Annotated in this window: 15 protein-coding genes; 11 read left to right on the top strand and 4 right to left on the bottom strand. The window is 62.4% G+C overall.

The features are described 5' to 3' along the window. Positions 1-130: 130 nt before the first annotated feature. A complete protein-coding gene (locus EK16_RS03560) occupies positions 131-2,548 on the bottom strand; it encodes a multiheme c-type cytochrome (RefSeq protein WP_081910223.1) in 2,418 nt (805 codons plus the stop codon). 455 nt (positions 2,549-3,003) lie between these two features. Here EK16_RS03560 and aroQ point away from each other — a divergent pair, with 455 nt between their 5' ends. From aroQ to EK16_RS03530, 6 genes are all read left to right on the top strand, one after another. Beyond that, entirely contained in the window at positions 3,004-3,486 is a 483-nt protein-coding gene (aroQ, locus tag EK16_RS03555) for a type II 3-dehydroquinate dehydratase (RefSeq protein ID WP_051928884.1), read from the top strand. A 9-nt stretch (positions 3,487-3,495) separates the two neighbouring features. After that, the gene (accB, locus tag EK16_RS03550) at positions 3,496-3,981 is read left to right on the top strand and encodes an acetyl-CoA carboxylase biotin carboxyl carrier protein (RefSeq protein WP_038034857.1); all 486 of its coding nucleotides are present in this window, start codon (positions 3,496-3,498) and stop codon (positions 3,979-3,981) included. A gap of 46 nt (positions 3,982-4,027) precedes the next feature. Further along, positions 4,028-5,377, top strand: coding sequence for an acetyl-CoA carboxylase biotin carboxylase subunit (accC, locus tag EK16_RS03545; RefSeq protein ID WP_038034804.1), 1,350 nt, complete (start codon positions 4,028-4,030; stop codon positions 5,375-5,377). An 871-nt stretch (positions 5,378-6,248) separates the two neighbouring features. Further along, on the top strand, positions 6,249-6,614 hold the full coding sequence (locus tag EK16_RS03540) for an ArsR/SmtB family transcription factor (RefSeq protein ID WP_081910222.1): 366 nt from the start codon (positions 6,249-6,251) through the stop codon (positions 6,612-6,614). A 129-nt stretch (positions 6,615-6,743) separates the two neighbouring features. Continuing rightward, positions 6,744-7,709, top strand: coding sequence for a permease (locus EK16_RS03535; protein WP_156098466.1), 966 nt, complete (start codon positions 6,744-6,746; stop codon positions 7,707-7,709). A gap of 41 nt (positions 7,710-7,750) precedes the next feature. Beyond that, positions 7,751-7,987, top strand: a complete 237-nt coding sequence (locus tag EK16_RS03530) for a thioredoxin family protein (RefSeq protein ID WP_038034853.1) — start codon at positions 7,751-7,753, stop codon at positions 7,985-7,987. A gap of 310 nt (positions 7,988-8,297) precedes the next feature. Here the strand turns inward: EK16_RS03530 and EK16_RS03525 are convergent, their stop codons facing one another. Further along, positions 8,298-9,065, bottom strand: coding sequence for a DsbA family protein (locus tag EK16_RS03525; protein WP_081910221.1), 768 nt, complete (start codon positions 9,063-9,065; stop codon positions 8,298-8,300). Between the two features lie 70 nt (positions 9,066-9,135). Next, positions 9,136-10,524 carry a M48 family metalloprotease gene (locus tag EK16_RS03520; protein ID WP_081910220.1) on the bottom strand — a complete coding sequence of 463 codons (1,389 nt, stop codon included), beginning with the start codon at positions 10,522-10,524 and terminating at the stop codon, positions 9,136-9,138. A 324-nt stretch (positions 10,525-10,848) separates the two neighbouring features. Here EK16_RS03520 and EK16_RS03515 point away from each other — a divergent pair, with 324 nt between their 5' ends. Continuing rightward, positions 10,849-12,015: a pyridoxal phosphate-dependent aminotransferase gene (locus EK16_RS03515; RefSeq protein WP_038034803.1), complete on the top strand. Its 1,167-nt coding sequence runs from the start codon at positions 10,849-10,851 to the stop codon at positions 12,013-12,015. Between the two features lie 207 nt (positions 12,016-12,222). On the opposite strand, the gene EK16_RS03510 is transcribed toward EK16_RS03515, so the two are convergent. Further along, positions 12,223-12,759, bottom strand: coding sequence for a VOC family protein (locus EK16_RS03510; protein WP_038034802.1), 537 nt, complete (start codon positions 12,757-12,759; stop codon positions 12,223-12,225). Positions 12,760-13,506: 747 nt separating this feature from the next. Between EK16_RS03510 and rpsL the strand changes: the two genes are divergently transcribed. The 4 genes from rpsL to EK16_RS11380 all read left to right on the top strand — a co-directional run. Continuing rightward, entirely contained in the window at positions 13,507-13,878 is a 372-nt protein-coding gene (gene rpsL, locus EK16_RS03505; RefSeq protein WP_038034801.1) for a 30S ribosomal protein S12, read from the top strand. 84 nt (positions 13,879-13,962) lie between these two features. Then, positions 13,963-14,433, top strand: a complete 471-nt coding sequence (gene rpsG, locus EK16_RS03500) for a 30S ribosomal protein S7 (protein ID WP_038034800.1) — start codon at positions 13,963-13,965, stop codon at positions 14,431-14,433. A 75-nt stretch (positions 14,434-14,508) separates the two neighbouring features. Next, on the top strand, positions 14,509-16,584 hold the full coding sequence (fusA, locus tag EK16_RS03495) for an elongation factor G (RefSeq protein WP_038034799.1): 2,076 nt from the start codon (positions 14,509-14,511) through the stop codon (positions 16,582-16,584). An 86-nt stretch (positions 16,585-16,670) separates the two neighbouring features. Then, positions 16,671-16,870, top strand: a 200-nt coding sequence (locus EK16_RS11380) for a GTP-binding protein (protein ID WP_231573591.1), incomplete at its 3' end; no start/stop codon positions are given.

Raw genomic sequence — 16,870 nt, 5'->3', positions numbered from 1 at the left:
AGGGATGTTGTGATCATTCGCGTTTGATGGAGATCATGGCTCGCGAAAGCGTGAACGGAACGGGGCCGGCGGCATGGTGCCGTCGGCCCCAGATATCGTGTTCAGGCGATGCCCAAGGTCCGTTCCATGCTCACTTCTTGCCGTCCTTCATCTTCTTTTCGGCATAGAGCTGGAACATCTTGTTCATCAGCTCGATGTGCTGCTTGTCGGTGAGCCGGCCGGGCGTGTTCACCGCCGCCCAGAGCTTGTCGTTGCTCATGTTGCGGTGGCAGCCCATGCACAGGCCGGTGCGCTCGATGCCCTTGCGGATGTCTTCCGGCAGGGCGCGGGACAGCGGCCAGTGCGTGCCCACCGTCTGCACCTGCTGGCCGTCCTTGATGATGGTCGACCAGTCGAAGTCGAGCTGCGGGATCGCCTGGATCTGGATCTGATACTGCTTCGGGATGGGCTTGCCCGTGCGCTGATCGATCAGATCCTCGACCACGTTCTCGACATAGCGCGTCTGGAACACGCCGCCGCCGATGCCGTAACCCATGGCCTTCGGGTTGTTGTGGCAGCTCTCGCAGCGACGCGCCTTGCGCTGCACCGAGTGGGGCTGTACCGGTGCCATGTCGATGGCCAGCGGCACACGCTCCTGTCCCAGCTCCTTCTGCTCGTCCGGCGAGGTGGCGATCTTGTTGTTGACCAGCACCTTGCCGTCACGCCCGATGACCGTATAGACCACCTGGCAGCCGGGCATCAGCGGCGTGATGCGACCCTCGCCGTTGATGCCGAGGACCGGATCCTCCCAGCGCAGGTAGGAGCGGGTCTCCATCACCTTGCCGGGGCTCTTCAGCCCGTGCGTGCCAAGCGGGCTTTCGGCCGTCTGACCGTTGGGGAAGCGCTTGTTGCCGTTGGCCACCCAGTCGGTGTCCTTCTTGCCATTGGAGTAGTCCACCTTCACATGGCAGCCGTAGCACTGCGGCACCCAGGAGGCATGGCAGGCGTAGCACTCCATCTTGTCGTTGTGTGCTGCCACCTTGTCCATGGCCACCTCGGCGTCCATGCTCTTCCACGTGCCCTTCTTCTTGATGTCCTTCAGAATGGGCACGAAGAAGTCCAGCCCCGTGGCCGAATGCAGGATCACCTTGTCGCCGTCCTTGACCACGTTGCCGAACGGATTGCCGCGGGCCGTGAGCAGGAAGCCGTCCTTCGGATCATACTTGGTCGCGAAGGTTTCGGTTTCCGCCAGCTGCTCCTTGGCCAGACCGCGCGGCTTGTCGGACAGCTTGTTGCCGAACTCCTCGGAGTAGCCGAGCGGCAGCTCCCACGGATACTTCTGGGTGGTGCCGTGGCAGTCCTGACACTCGATCTCGACCTGCGCCAGCGTCGTGCCGAAGATGTTGCCGTCACCATGCATGTCGATGGTGGTGTGGCAATCCTGGCAGAGCAGACCGCCCTTCGGGTTCTCCGGCCGGCTCTTGATCTGGTGATGCAGGTCGTCGGCAATGAAGAGGTACTTCTTGGTGTGCAGCTTGGGCTGCTTCTTGCCCATGGCGTTCCACGGCGAGCCGTAGGGGAACTCCATGAGGCCCTGATAGGTCACGCCGATGCGCTTGCCGCGGTTGTGGCAGGAGTTGCAGGTCTCCACCGGGATGCCGGAATAGGTCAGCCCGTTGACCTCAACCTTCGCCTCGCGCGTGCCCTGGATGCGGTGCACCAGAAGATGCCCGCGCTGCTTCTTGTCGATGGTGGGATCGCCACCCTCGTAGAAGCCCTCGTTGCTGTAGGGGATGTGACACGCCGAGCAGCCCATGCCGCGGTAGTCACCCCGCTTCTCGCGGCCCCGCACGCCCACGTGGCAGCGCTGGCACTGCTGACGCGAGTAGGTGAAGCCGGCGAGCTTGGGGTCCTTCTCGATCTCCTCCACCGAAGGCTGCGGAACCATCTTCAGTTCCTTGGGGAACTGCTTGGGGAAGGCCTTGATCATGGCCATCATGTATTTCTTGTAGGCATCGGTGCCCACGATCGGTTCCGGGCCGTCGGTGTCGGCAACGTCGTAGTTGCCCCACGGCACGTTGTGATTCTGCACCTCCGGGATGCCCCAGGTGTGCAGATTGCCCTGAAGCTTGCCCGCCTCGGTATTCATCAGGGCGCGCTCCAGGCGATAGGCATAGTCGGCGTGACACTGTCCGCAGGTATTCTCCGCGATCCAGATGGAGCCCGGATCGGGATAGAAGGTCTTGGGCCCAAGGTCCTTCGGCGCGCCGGAATGCGCCTTCTCCTTGGTCGTCGCGTTGGGCGTGCCGCCATGACAGACGACACAGCCTTCGGGGTCGCCCACCGATTTGCCGAGGTCACGGATCTGCTGCAGCATCTCCGATCCCTCTTCGCGGATCGTCTCGATCCCCTCGTGGCAGCTCAGGCACCCCTTCTTGTTGGCAAGTTCCTGGGAAACCCTTTCGAATTTCCCCTCCTCCTTCTTCTTCTCCGCCGCTGCCGCCCCGGTGGCTGCCACACCAATGGCCAGCAGGCCGGAGAAGAACAGCTTCATGAGCTGGTTCCTCATGATGGGCCTCTTTGATCTGCAAAAGAAGCCTCGCCTGCGCACACGAAACAGGCGCCCCTTCGTTCTTCGAGGGAGCGATCGTTCCCGTGTGCGTCCCCCCACTCCTGGATCGTGGAAAGGCGTTCCACACTCCGGGAGCCAGCTCATGACGGATTTTTAATGTTGGAGTGGTCCGCGTCCATGACCTGTGGCGTGTCTCACGCACTTGTGATGCCGTGTGACTCTCGCGGGAGCGGATCAGGCCGTCTTTGGGCCATTCTGACCGCTCGCGAGGGGCAGGAATGTGAGGAAATTGCCGAAATCACAGGGCTTCGCCTTGCTCCCGCAGGCCGGAAGGGTTAGACGAATGGGCGAACCGCAAAGGAGGTGATTGCGCGAATCGCCGGCGCCGGGATAGGCGCCACATGCCGCGTTCCTCCCGAATGTGACGACGATCCCAAGCCGGGGCCGCCTGCATGAGCGACGTCATCCACATCATCAACGGGCCCAATCTCAATCTTCTGGGCTTGCGCGAGCCGGAAACCTACGGCCGCACCACGCTGGCCGACATCGAGGCCGCCTGCCGCCGGCAGGCGCACGATCTGGGGCTGAAGATCGTCTTCGTTCAGCACAACAGTGAGGGCGCACTGGTTGAGGCCATTCACGAGGCCATCCGCCATAAGGCCGCCGGCATCATCATCAACGCCGCCGCCTATACCCACACCTCCGTTGCCATTCACGATGCGCTCAAGGCCTTTGCCGGGCGCATCATCGAGGTGCATATCTCCAATGTGTTCGCCCGCGAGCCGTTTCGCCACCATTCCTATGTGTCGCCCGTTGCCGATGGCGTGATATGCGGGCTGGGCGTTCAGGGCTATCTCCTCGCACTGAGGGCCATGCACGCCTGGCGAGAGCAGGATGCGGGCGAAGGGGCCGGGGCCAGCGCCCGCAATGACTAGGGGATGTCCATGTCAGAGACCAGCAAGAGCCGAATCGACAGCGCCATGATCCGCGAGCTCGCGGATCTGCTGCATGAAACGGACTTGACCGAGATCGAGGTGGAAAGCGAGGGCCTGCGCATCCGCGTTTCGCGGGCCGGTTCGGGTGTCGCGGTCACGGTGCCTTCCGCGCCCGCCCCAGCACCGACTCCCGCGGCCACGCCCGCGCCGGCGGCCGCCGCGGAAGAAGGCGCTGGCGGCGGTGAGGATTACACCAGCCACCCCGGCGTGGTGCGCTCGCCCATGGTTGGCACCGCCTATCGCGCCCCGGCCCCCGGCGCGCCGCCTTTCGTGGAGGTGGGCGATACCGTCAAGGAGGGGCAGACCCTGCTCATCGTCGAGGCCATGAAAACGATGAACCAGATCCCCTCGCCGCGCGCCGGCGTGGTCAAGGCCATCCTCGTCGAGGACGGCGAGCCGGTGGAATTCGATCAGCCGCTCATGGTGATCGAATGAGGCAGGAAGACCGAAAGCCATCGCGAACAAGCGGGACGAGGGCGGCATGATCGAGAAGGTGCTCATTGCCAACCGCGGCGAGATCGCGCTGAGGATCCTGCGCGCCTGTCGCGAGCTGGGCGTGGCCACCGTGGCCATTCATTCCACCGCCGATGAAAACGCCATGCATGTGCGCTTGGCCGACGAATCGGTCTGCATCGGCCCGCCGCCGGCGTCGGAGAGCTACCTCAACATTCCCGCCATTCTCGCCGCCTGCGAGATCACCGGCGCCGATGCCGTCCATCCCGGCTATGGCTTTCTTTCGGAAAACGCCCGCTTTGCCGAGATCCTCGCCGAACATGGCATCACTTTCATCGGCCCCTCGCCGGAGCATATCCGCCTGATGGGCGACAAGATCATGGCCAAGAAGACCGCCGCGGAGCTGGGCATTCCGGTGGTGCCCGGTTCCGACGGGGCGGTGGAGACCGTCGAGGAGGCCCGCCGCCTTGCCAAAGACATGGGCTATCCCGTCCTGATCAAGGCCACCGCCGGTGGCGGTGGCCGCGGCATGAAGGTGGCCCGCAGCGAACAGGAGCTGGAAAACGCCTATCTCACCGCCCGCTCCGAGGCCCGCGCCGCTTTCGGCAACGATGAGGTCTACATCGAGAAATATCTGGATCGCCCCCGGCATATCGAGGTGCAGGTCTTCGGTGACGGACAGGGCCATGCCGTGCATCTGGGCGAGCGGGACTGCTCCCTGCAGCGCCGGCATCAGAAAGTGTGGGAAGAGGCGCCCTCACCGGCGCTGAATGCCGAGCAGCGCGCCGAAATCGGCGAGATCGTCGCCGCCGCCATGCGCAAGCTCGGCTATGCCGGCGCCGGCACCGTGGAATTCCTTTATGAGGACGGCCGCTTTTATTTCATCGAGATGAACACGCGCCTGCAGGTGGAGCATCCGGTCACCGAACAGATCACCGGCCTTGATCTCGTGCAGGAACAGATCCGCGTTGCCTCCGGCGCGCCGCTTTCCTACAGGCAGGAGGATATCCGCTTTTCCGGCCATGCCATCGAGGTGCGCATCAACGCCGAGGATCCGGAAACCTTCGTCCCCTCGCCGGGCAGGGTCGATACCGTGCACACCCCCGGCGGGCTTGGCGTGCGCGTGGATTCGGCCCTCTATGGCGGCTATGTCATTCCGCCCTATTACGATTCCCTTATCGGCAAGCTCATCGTCTTCGGCCGCAACCGCACCGAATGCCTCATGCGCCTGCGCCGCTGCCTCGGCGAATATGTCATCTCCGGCGTGAAGACCACCATCCCCCTCTTCGAGCGCCTGCTGCGCGAGCCGGAGATCCAGGACGGCCTCTATGACATCCACTGGCTGGAAGAATGGCTGGCCGCCAACGCCGAGGAATAACCACCGCCCGCGACACGACATATATACCGTCATACCGGCGAAAGCCGGTATCTCAGGACACAAACGCCTGAGTTTGCGGCACAAGACTCCGGCTGATCTACGGGGTGACGAGAAAGATGGCAACGGTGTGTCGTGTAGTGTGAACCACGGCCCGCGACACGCCCGAAGCGATTGAGGAAAAAGACTTTCCTTGAGCACACGGCACTTATGTCGTCATACCGTAGATCAGCCGGTATCTCAGGCCACTTACTCATGCGTCTGTGGCTCGAGACCTGAGGCTTTCTCCCAGTCGTGTCCAATTAAATTGCCTTGTGTGTTGCGAATGTTTTTCGCTACGAAGAGCGTGACTAATCACTTGCTGTGCAGATACTTTTATCAAGGCATTCTTTCCCCTTGCCCAAACTTGGGAGGTTGTTATTTTTGTATTGAATATCAATTAGTTACCTTATGTCCGGGCGTGTCCGGCATACTCCATGACACTTATACCGTCATACCGGCGAAAGCCGGTATCTCAGGCCATTGACTCATGCGTTTATGGCCCGAGACCCCGGCTTTCGCCAGGGAACGAGATAGATGGCAGTGGCGTGTCGTGTCGTGTGCTTTATGAGTTGGTATGGCAATTAACTAACTCATTGAAAAACAAGAAGAAATCATTATTTCCTGCCTTGCCTGTCCCGGGCTTGAACCGGGATCCCCCACTGTGAGGCGGTGAGGAGAGCGAGGGCGGAAACGACCAGCCTGCAACAGGGTGCCGTGTTTGCGGCATGTGCGTAATATCCCTTTCTGTCTATATACGCTTGACAAGATATATCTGAAAAGCAATATACGCAGAAACAGATATCCAGATCACGCTCAGGAAAAGGGCAGGGCAATGGACACCTTCTTTGCCATGCTGGCCGATGCCACCCGGCGCCGCATTCTGGCGCTACTTGTGGAGCGGCCCAGCCTGTGTGTCTGCGAGATCGTGCAGGCGCTCAATCTCGCTCAGCCGCGCATCTCCTCTCATCTCGCCGCCTTGCGCAAGGCGGGCCTGGTGCGGGGCAGGCGCAAGGGCCTGTGGGTGCATTATGCGCTCGCAAGCGATATGCCCGCCTGGCAGCGCACCATCATTGAGGCGCTTCATGACGGCATGCGCGAAACCGAACAATTCCGCGCCGATCTTGCCCGGCTGAATGCCCAAAACGGGCCGGAAGCCGAAACGGATAGCGCCGCCGGCACCTGCAGCGACGCTGCATGAGGGGTAAGACGACGGCCGGCTAATCTGGCCGCCTCTCTTCCGATAAAGAGCGTGTTTCATCGCACGGCCCGCCACAGCGACTTCCGAAAGGGCTTAAGGGGCCGTGAATAAAAAAGGCATGTTGCGATCATGCTGGAAATCTTCACCAAACTGGCGGACTGGCTTGTCTGGGGCGTTTTTGGCCTGAAGCCGCAAAGCCGCTTTGGCGAGGCGGTGCACTTCTTTATCGAGGACACGGCCAAGATCTTCACCCTGCTGGTGATCATCGTCTTCGCCATGGGGTTTTTGCGCGCCATGATCGCACCGGAAAAGGTGCGCGAGCTGGTGGCGGGCAAATCGCGCTTTGTCTCCTATCCCCTGGCGGTCATGCTGGGTGCGGTCACGCCCTTCTGCTCCTGTTCCTCGGTGCCGCTGTTCATCGGTTTTCTCGAGGCCGGTATTCCCTTGGGCGTCACCATGGCCTTTCTCATTGCCTCGCCCATGATCAACGAGGTGGCGGTGGTGCTGCTTGCGGCCATTCTCGGCTGGCAGGTGGCGGCGCTTTATGTCGTTGCCGGCATGACGGTGGGCATCATCGGCGGTTTGCTCATCGAGGCGCTGAAACTGGAAAAGTGGGTGGAGGAATATGTCTGGCAGATCCGCATGGGCAAGGTGGCCATGCCGGAGGCCGACACCTCCTGGAAAGGACGTTTCGACTTTGCCAGGCGCGAAGTGCGCGAAATCGTCGGCCGCATCTGGAAATACGTGCTGATCGGCATCGCCGTCGGCGCTTTCCTGCACGGCTATGTGCCGAAAGCGTGGCTGGCCGAACATGCATCGGCTGACAACTGGCTGGCGGTGCCGCTGGCGGCGCTCATCGGCATTCCGCTCTATTCCAGCGCCTCCGGCGTCATTCCGGTGGTGGAAAGCCTGCTGGCCAAGGGCGTTCCGGTGGGCACGGTGCTCACCCTGATGATGTCCGTGGCCGCCATTTCGCTGCCCGAAATGATCATTCTGCGCAAGGTGCTGAAACCGCAGCTCATCGCCACCTTCGCCGGCATCCTCTTCGTGGCCTTCATCATGGTGGGCTACCTGTTCAACGGCCTCTTCGCCTGAAGGGGCAATTCCAGAAACGAATGACGAGGGAGAAGGAAACCATGAAGGAAATCATCGTTTATGGCTCCGGCTGCAAGACCTGCCAGAACGCCAAGGATCTCATCCGTCAGGTGGCACAGGATCTGGGCGTGGATGTTGACGTCAAGGAGGTCACCGATACCGCCGAGATTCTGGCCGCCGGTGTCATGTCCACCCCCGGAATTGCCATCAATGGCCAGATCGTGCACGTCGGCAGCATTCCGGAGCGCGCCACCATCGAAGGCTGGCTGAAGGGATAAAACCTTATGCCGCCTTTGCCTCCGGAAACATGAAGGCAGGAGTGACGCCGGAAGGACATTTTTATCTTTATCAAACAATTTGGCGGGTTTTTCAGATCCCCGCCCATACTACACGACACCCCCATCGTCATACCGTAGATCAGCCGGTATCTCAGGCCATTGACTCATGCATTTGTGGCCCGAGACCCCGGCTGATCTACGGGGTGACGAGAAAGATGGAAACGGTGTGTCGTGTAGTGAGATCCCCGCCAAGACCCTCCGGAACGGGATGGACTCCCGTTCCGGCAAAGCGATTCTCGTCTGCGCGAAATCAGCAGACCTTGCAGCCTTTTTTACGCACCTCGCTGATGACGGCGTTGAGCTTCTTATAGCCCAGGGCGCCGGGCACCAGCTTGTCACCGATCACGAAGGCGGGCGTGCCGCGAATGCCCAGCGCATTGGCCAGCGACAGATTGAGATCCAGCGTCTTGTCGATCTCGGCGCTTTTGGCGTCCTGCTTGAGCTTTTCCACGTCAAGCCCCACCTCCTTGGCCACCTTCAGCACCACATCGCCATTGACCTGCCCGCGATGCTTCAGCAGGGCCGCGTGCAGCTTCCAGTACTTGTCCATGCCCTGCTTGCGCGCCGCCAGCGCATAGCGCGCCGCCTCCATGGAGCCGGGGCCGAGGATGGGAAATTCCTTGATGATGATCTTCAGATCCGGATTGGTCTCTTTCAGCTTGATCACGTCAGGCAGCGAGCGCTTGCAGAAGCCGCAGTTGTAGTCGAAGAACTCCACCATAGCGACCTTGCCCTCGGGATTGCCGATGACGAGATCGCCACCGGAGCGGAACAGGGCATCCGCATGCGCGCTGATCACCGCCTTTTCCTGCGCCCGTTTCGCCGCCTTCTGGCGCTTCTCCAGCTTGTCCACCATCTCGGTGAGAATTTCGGGATGATCGAGCAGATAGCCGCGGATGATCTGCTCGATCTCTTTCTTCTGCGCCGGGGTGAATTCCGCCGCCAGGGCCACGCCGGAAAGCAGGGCAAGGCCGGAAAAGGCGGAAACGATCGTGCGCAGGGCGCGTTTGGACATCATGATGCGAACACTCCCGTTCGTTGTTGTTGCAACAGCCCTTGCTCAGGCAACGCCATGTCTAGGTGTTCTATCACCGGCGTCTCTCGGCCGTCTTCAAAATGTCGTTAGCACGCAACCATTCCGGCGAGCCCTTCTTGAAGCGGCGCATGGCGTTTTTCGCCTTCTGCACCGCCAGCTGCCGGTCGCCCATGAGAATGGCTGCTTCCGCCGTCTCCAGCTCCGCGCGCGCATAATTGCCGAGGATGCCATAGGCGCGCGCCATGAGCTGATGCAGCATGGGCCGCCGCCCCTCTTGCGGCATGGCCTTCTTCAGGTTGGCCAGCGCCGCTTTCGCCTGATCCTTGCGTTCGGTCGCCAGCTGGGCCTGCGCCAGCAGCAGACGGATCAGCCCGTTGCGTGGCGCCAGGGAAACTGCCTTTTTCAGTGCCGGAATCGCCTGCGCCACCCGCCCGTTTTCCAGCAGCGCCTGTCCTTTCAGCTCCCAGAAATAGGGATACTTGGGCTTGGCGCGGATGAGCGAATCGATCAGCGGCAGCGCCCCGTTGAGATCGCCGATGCGAAAGGCGGCAATCGCCCGCGCATAGCGCGCCGGCAGCGAGGTGTCGGACGGCGGATAGCGGCGATAGACCCCGCGCGCGCCCCCGATGAAGCCCGCAAGCTTTGCCTGCATCAGCTTGTGACGCTCCACAAGCCAGGGCGGATCCGGCGTGTTGAAATAGGGGCTTTTCTTGAGCAGCCGCTCCAGATTGCGGATGCGCTGCATCGGCATGGGATGGGTCATGACATAAGGATCGGCGTGGCTGAGCGTGGCCATGTACTGGCTGGCCAGCCGCTGAAACATGTTCAGCATGCCCTTGCCGGAAATCTTCGCCCGTTGCAGATAGCGCGCCGCCGCCTGATCGGCCGCCGATTCCTGCGTGCGGGCATAGGCAAGGAACTGCCGCTGCAGCATGGACTGCGAGCCCAGCATGATCGCCTTGCCGGAACGGGCGATATCGCGATTTCCCGCAAGCGCCCCGCCCGCCTGCGCGCCGATGGCAAGCAGCTGGCTGATGATGGCCAGCGTGCTCAGCCGCCGCATCTCCATGCCGGTGCGCGCCAGATGACCGCCGGCGATGTGGCCGGTTTCGTGCGCGAGCACGCCGATGACCTCGCTCGGCGTCTTCGCCTTCATCAGAAGCCCGGTATTGATGAAGATCCGCTGCCCGTCGGCCACGAAGGCGTTGATGCGGTTGTCCTTGATGATGTGAATGCTGACCGCCCGCGGATCCAGCCCCGCCGCCCGGAAGATGGGCGTGGTGTAAATGCGCAAAAGCTCCTCGATCTCCGCATCGCGGATCAGCGGCAGCCCGCGCCCCCTTGCCTGCGCCGGCGCAAGCGCCGCCTGCATGATCATGACAAGGGCGAGAACAACAGCCGCGGCCGAATGAAGACGTCGTGTCAGTATGGTGACGGTCATGATCCTGAAAAAGGCCTCGCTCAGATATCAGATAAAAGCCTCATGATGCCTCATAAAGCCCCGTGGAGCCGAACCTGCCGCAGCCCGCCCCGGCCGGGCCAGGCCCTGCGATCGCATTCAGACATGCGCTGCCTTCATGGCAGGAATGCGGCCTGTTCCTTGGCTGATGCCGCGCAAGGGGTAAGCCGGCGGGCTGGCCTGCCGCGCACAAGTCTGCTAACCGCAGGCGTGAAAGGTAGCCTAAACCAATGCGCCGGCCGTGCAAGCCTTTCCGGTACGGAAAGGATGCCACAGCGGCGCCAGTCAGGGATCATACAACGTCTCATGTCCGCTCCATCCGAAAGAGCCGCCCGGGTCTCCCCGTTCATCGTCATGGACGTCCTGCGCGAGGCCCATGACATGGCCGCCGCCGGCGAGGATGTCATTCACATGGAGGTGGGCCAGCCCTTCGGCCCCGCGCCGAAGCGCGTGCGCGAGGCGGCGGCAAAGGCCCTAAGCTCGGATGATCTCGGCTATACCGAGGCGCGCGGCATCCGCCCCTTGCGGGAGCGCATCGCCCGCTATTACGCCGAGCAGCATGGACTGAAGATCGATCCCGACCGCATTTTTGTCACCACCGGCTCTTCCGGCGCCTTCGTCATCGCCTTCCTTGCCGCCTTCGACGCCGGCGATCGCGTCGGGCTCGCCAATCCCGGCTATCCCGCCTATCGCAACATCTTCCATGGCCTGAACATCGAGCCCGTGCTCATCGAGGCCGGTCCGCAACAGGGCTGGGCCCCGCCGCTGGAGCGGGTGCGGCAGGAACTGGCCGCCGGCATGAAGGGATTGCTCGTTGCCTCGCCCGCCAATCCGACAGGGGCGATGCTCTCCAAAGAGCGCTTGCACACGCTGGCCCGGGTCGTTGAGGAGACGGGCGGCTGGTTCATTTCCGATGAGATCTATCACCGCCTCGATTATGAAAAGCCCGCGACCACGGCCCTGGAGGTGTCGGATCGCGCCATCGTCATCAACAGCTTCAGCAAGTATTACGGCATGACCGGCTGGCGCATCGGCTGGATGGTGCTGCCGCCTGAGCTTTTGCGCCCGGCCGAGGTTCTCGCCCAGAACCTCTTCATCAACGCGCCCACCGTCTCCCAGCATGCGGCCATAGCCGCCTTCGATGCTACCGACGAACTGGAGGCGCGCAAGGCCGTTTATGCCGAAAACCGCCGGTTCCTGCTTGAGAACCTGCCCGCCCTCGGCCTGGATCGGTTAAGCCCCGCCGATGGCGCCTTCTATATATATTGTGACGTCTCCCATCTCACCGAGGACAGCGTCGCTTTCGCCCGTCGCCTGCTGCGCGAGACCGGCGTTGCCGCCACGCCGGGGCTGGATTTCGATCCCGTGAATGGTCAACGCTTCCTGCGCTTTTCCTATTGCGCCAGCCATGAGGACATCCGCCGCGCCCTTGATCGCCTCGCCCGCTGGCTGCCGCAGCAGAGCATGGTCTGAGAGTCCAACCAGTAATTCACAAAAACTGCCCCGCGCTCCCGCCCAAGCGCTCTGTTTGGTCCATAATATCGGTTGGCCCAAGTGGGGGCGCGGGGCGGTGGGTGGTCCATGAGCGGGTTGGTATGAGGCAAAAGAAGGGCGGCCTTGAGACAAAAGGCCGCCCTGTGCACCTGCATCGCCCTGATGAGTAGCGCAGGCTGCCCCAATTCAATGCGCCCGCAACAGCGGGTGGGCCGTGGGCTTGCCCGCTCGTGCGGCATCGGCCTTGGCCAGGGCGGAATCCACAGTCCCATCCATGGTCTCATCCTGCATCGCGCCCTTCTCTTCGCGTTCCATGAAACCGAGCAGGGCGCCGCAGCCGTCCACAATCACCGCCAGCCGCCCCAGGCCCGGCACGTGATGAACCGGCCGCAGCACCTTGCCGCCGCGGAACAGCGCCGCGCGCAAAGAGCCGTCCAGATCGGCCACCACCGCATGATTCATCCAGTGCGGCACGATTCCCGCATGCAGCACCGGATCCAGCGGATGAATGCCGCACAGGGGCTTGCCCGCCTGCAGCGCCAGCCAGTAGCTGCCGCCGTCGGCAAGCCGCACCTCGCGGAAGCGCCAGCCCGCCGTGCGCCCGTAAAAGGAAATGGCCGCCTTGACATCATGACAGTTCAGCTCCGGCCAGAACCCGGAAATGGCCGAGATCGAACGCTTTTCCGCAAACGCATCCTGCCGCCGCGAAACAGACAAGGTCATTGCACCAAATCCCTCCCTTAGCCGAAAACGATCACTCTTTCCCATGCCAGCCCCCCTGCGGATGGCATCCTGACCAGTGCTTCGGACAAAGGCGCGGCCGCTTCGCGGCAGTTTTGCGGCAATGATTCGGAAAAAACGGGGAAAGGCGCGCAAGTCCAAGCGAATCCGTATTCGCCCGAAAATCAGAAGGGCTGCATGAGAACCTGAGGCAGAGGCATGTGCCCTCCGTTACCTGCGACAAAAGGAATCGAAAGCGGCGCTTGAACAGCCGAAAGGCCTCAAGCAGCCCCTGTTCATGTCAAAGGAACGCAAAAATCCGCACTGAGAGCGCATCGGAGGGCTTGACGCGGAAAGAGTCCGCGTCTAATGGTAACGCCGTCTTCGGGAAGGGCAGGCTGCAGGCGCTGCCGACCGGGGCTTTTTTGCACCGCGCGGGAAGGAATGATCCCGTCTGGCTCCTGAACACTGCAGCGAGCAAATGGCGGTGCTGAAAGCGGCTCCACAGCCTGAACGCTGCCCGCGAGACAGCGACAACAAAGCGAAAGAGCGCGTAAGGCAAGACCGCGTTGGCCGCACCCGCAACCAGGGCGAGCCGATGCCGGTCCTCTGGTTTTGTGATGTCCGGGCATGTACGGGGCTGCTGCCCGGATGTCGTATCTTTGTGCGTCTGCTGCGAGGTGTTCCGGCAGGCGCGTTTTGCGGCCCCGCAGGGTTTTGATTGGGTTTTGCAAACGGGTTTGAGCCGACATGCCGACGATCAACCAGCTCATCCGCAAGCCGCGCAAGCGCCCGGTGAAGCGCAACAAGGTGCCGGCCCTGCAGGCCTGCCCGCAGAAGCGTGGCGTCTGCACCCGCGTTTACACCACCACGCCGAAGAAGCCGAACTCGGCGCTGCGCAAGGTGGCGCGCGTGCGCCTCACCAACGGCTTTGAGGTGACGAGCTACATCCCCGGTGAGGGGCACAATCTGCAGGAACACTCCGTGGTGCTCATCCGTGGCGGCCGTGTGAAGGACCTGCCCGGTGTGCGTTATCACATCATTCGCGGCGTGCTGGACGCCTCCGGTGTGGAGGGCCGTCGGCAGCGGCGTTCGAAATACGGCACCAAGCGGCCGAAGTGATCGTCAGGAATGCGAAAGGGCGTCGTCTTGCAGGCTGCATCACCGGCCGGCAGCGGCGCCTGAAGGTTTAAGGGAAGGTGCAAGATGTCCCGTCGTCACCGCGCCGAGAAACGCGAGATCAATCCCGACCCCAAATACGGGGACGTGGTGCTGTCGAAATTCATCAACTGCCTGATGTATGACGGCAAGAAGTCGGTTGCCGAGCGCATCGTCTATGAGGCGCTCGATCGCATTGCCGAGAAGACCAGGCAGGACCCGCTGCAGGTCTTCCATCAGGCCCTGGAGAACGTCAAGCCGCAGGTGGAGGTGCGCTCCCGCCGCGTAGGTGGCGCCACCTATCAGGTGCCGGTGGAGGTGCGTCCCGAGCGGCGTCAGACGCTGGCCATCCGCTGGCTGATCCAGGCGGCGCGCAACCGCAACGAATACACCATGGTCGAGCGCCTCTCCGGCGAGCTGATGGATGCCGCCAACAACCGCGGCGCCGCCGTGAAGAAGCGTGAGGACACACACCGCATGGCCGAGGCCAACCGCGCCTTCTCGCATTACCGCTGGTAAGGCTTCAGGGCGGCAGAGGATCAAGGCCGGGCTGTCGCGGACAGACAGAATTTCGAGGATTTCCGGAGCAGGACAATGCCCCGCAAGGTACCGATCGAGAAATACCGCAACTTCGGCATCATGGCCCACATCGATGCCGGCAAGACCACTGTGACCGAGCGGATTCTCTATTACACGGGCAAGAGCTACAAGATCGGCGAGGTGCATGACGGCGCCGCCACCATGGACTTCATGGAGCAGGAGCAGGAGCGCGGCATCACCATCACCTCCGCCGCCACCACCACCTTCTGGCGCGATCATCGCCTCAACATCATCGACACGCCCGGCCACGTGGACTTCACCATCGAGGTGGAGCGCTCACTTCGAGTGCTCGACGGCGCGGTCACCGTGCTCGATGCCAACGCCGGCGTGGAGCCGCAGACGGAGACCGTCTGGCGCCAGGGCGACAAGTATGGCGTGCCGCGTATCGTTTTCGTCAACAAGATGGACAAGATCGGCGCCGATTTCTTCGCCTCCGTCGAGTCCATCAAGGAGCGCCTCGGCGCCCGTCCCGTGCCCATCCAGATGCCCATCGGCGCCGAGAACGATTTCGAGGGTGTGATCGATCTCGTGCGCATGGTCGCCATCATCTGGGATGAGGAGACTCTGGGCGCGAAGTTCCATGAGGCGGAAATCCCGGCCGAGCTGAAGGACAAGGCCGAGGAGATGCGCACGGAGATGCTCGAGACCATCGTCGAGCTCGATGAGGAGGCCATGGACGCCTACCTCTCCGGCGAGGAGCTCTCCGAGGACAAGATCCGCGAGCTTCTGCGCAAGGGCACGCTCTCCAACGAGTTCTTCCCGGTGCTCTGCGGTTCCGCCTTCAAGAACAAGGGCGTGCAGCCGCTGCTTGACGCCGTGGTCGACTATCTGCCCTCGCCGGTGGACATTCCGCCGATCAAGGGCATCGACTACAAGACGGGCGAGGAGGTGGTGCGCAAGGCCTCCGATGACGAGCCGCTGGCCATGCTTGCCTTCAAGATCATGGAGGACCCCTACGGCACCCTCACCTTCGTGCGCGTCTATTCCGGCAAGGTGAAGAAGGGCACCACCGTGCTCAACACCACCACCGGCAAGACCGAGCGTATCGGCCGCATGGTGCTCATGCACGCCAATGACCGCGAGGAGATCGACGAGGCCTTCGCCGGCGACATCATGGCCCTTGTCGGCCTGAAGGACACCAACACCGGCGACACCCTCTGCGACGTCAACAAGCCGGTGGTGCTGGAGAAGATGGAGTTCCCCGAGCCGGTGATCGAGAAGGCCATCGAGCCGGCCTCCAAGGCGGATCAGGAGAAGCTCACCATCGCGCTTCAGAAGCTGGCCAAGGAGGATCCCTCCTTCCGCGTCTATACGGATGAGGAATCGGGCCAGACCATCATCGCCGGCATGGGCGAGCTGCACCTGGACATCAAGGTGGATATTCTGCGCCGCCCGCCCTACAATCTCGAGGTTCAGGTGGGTGCGCCGCAGGTGGCCTATCGCGAGACCATCACCAAGAAGGCCGAGGTGGACTACACCCACAAGAAGCAGACCGGTGGTGCCGGTCAGTTCGCCCGCGTCATTCTCGAGATCGAGCCCAACGAGCCGGGCAAGGGCTACGAGTTCGAAAGCACCGTTGTCGGCGGCAACGTGCCCAAGGAGTTCATCCCGGCGGTGGACAAGGGCATCCAGTCGGTCATGTCCTCCGGTGTCATTGCCGGCTTCCCCGTCGTGGACGTGAAGGCAACGCTGAAGGACGGCGCCTATCACGAGGTGGACTCCTCGGCCGTGGCCTTCGAGATCGCGGGCCGTCAGGCCATGCGCGAGGCGCTGCAGAAGGCCGGCGCCCAGCTGCTTGAGCCGATCATGAAGGTGGAGGTGACCACCCCGGAGGAGTATCAGGGATCGATCATCGGCGATCTCAACTCCCGCCGCGGCCAGATTGTCGGCACCGACATTCGCGGCAACGCCACCGTGATCACCGCCATGGTGCCGCTGGCCAACATGTTCGGCTATGTGGACGCCCTGCGCTCCATGTCGCAGGGGCGCGCCAACTTCACGATGATCTTCGATCACTACGCGCCGGTGCCGAAGAACGTGGCGGAGGAGATCATCTCGAAGAACGCATGAGTGCGCGGATGCAACGGGCTCTCGCGCCGGTGGCGGCGATGAGGGCGTGAAACGGAACACGAGCCAATCTGACGGAGACTGGAAAGATGGCGAAGGAGAAGTTTGAACGGACGAAGCCGCACGTGAACATCGGGACGATTGGTCACGTGGACCATGGCAAGACGACGCTGACGGCTGCGATCACGAAGGTTCTGGCTGAGCAGGGCAAGGCGCAGGCGACGGCGTATGACGAGATTGACAAGGCGCCTGAGGAGAAGGCGCGCGGCATTACGATTTCGACGGCGCA

It is taken from the genome of Thermopetrobacter sp. TC1 (assembly GCF_000746275.1).
In the GTDB taxonomy this organism is placed as follows: Bacteria; Pseudomonadota; Alphaproteobacteria; order Rhizobiales; family Aestuariivirgaceae; genus Thermopetrobacter.
Note: the sequence above shows the minus strand (reverse complement) of the source record. Positions and strands in the feature narration are given on the sequence as shown.

Excerpts from the sequence above, each read along its gene's own strand:
- EK16_RS03560 (WP_081910223.1), bottom strand. The coding sequence starts at position 2,548 with ATGAGGAACCAGCTCATGAAGCTGTTCTTCTCCGGCCTGCTGGCCATT.
- aroQ (WP_051928884.1), top strand. The coding sequence starts at position 3,004 with ATGAGCGACGTCATCCACATCATCAACGGGCCCAATCTCAATCTTCTG.
- accB (WP_038034857.1), top strand. The coding sequence starts at position 3,496 with ATGTCAGAGACCAGCAAGAGCCGAATCGACAGCGCCATGATCCGCGAG.
- accC (WP_038034804.1), top strand. The coding sequence starts at position 4,028 with ATGATCGAGAAGGTGCTCATTGCCAACCGCGGCGAGATCGCGCTGAGG.
- EK16_RS03540 (WP_081910222.1), top strand. The coding sequence starts at position 6,249 with ATGGACACCTTCTTTGCCATGCTGGCCGATGCCACCCGGCGCCGCATT.
- EK16_RS03535 (WP_156098466.1), top strand. The coding sequence starts at position 6,744 with ATGCTGGAAATCTTCACCAAACTGGCGGACTGGCTTGTCTGGGGCGTT.
- EK16_RS03530 (WP_038034853.1), top strand. The coding sequence starts at position 7,751 with ATGAAGGAAATCATCGTTTATGGCTCCGGCTGCAAGACCTGCCAGAAC.
- EK16_RS03525 (WP_081910221.1), bottom strand. The coding sequence starts at position 9,065 with ATGATGTCCAAACGCGCCCTGCGCACGATCGTTTCCGCCTTTTCCGGC.
- EK16_RS03520 (WP_081910220.1), bottom strand. The coding sequence starts at position 10,524 with ATGACCGTCACCATACTGACACGACGTCTTCATTCGGCCGCGGCTGTT.
- EK16_RS03515 (WP_038034803.1), top strand. The coding sequence starts at position 10,849 with ATGTCCGCTCCATCCGAAAGAGCCGCCCGGGTCTCCCCGTTCATCGTC.
- EK16_RS03510 (WP_038034802.1), bottom strand. The coding sequence starts at position 12,759 with ATGACCTTGTCTGTTTCGCGGCGGCAGGATGCGTTTGCGGAAAAGCGT.
- rpsL (WP_038034801.1), top strand. The coding sequence starts at position 13,507 with ATGCCGACGATCAACCAGCTCATCCGCAAGCCGCGCAAGCGCCCGGTG.
- rpsG (WP_038034800.1), top strand. The coding sequence starts at position 13,963 with ATGTCCCGTCGTCACCGCGCCGAGAAACGCGAGATCAATCCCGACCCC.
- fusA (WP_038034799.1), top strand. The coding sequence starts at position 14,509 with ATGCCCCGCAAGGTACCGATCGAGAAATACCGCAACTTCGGCATCATG.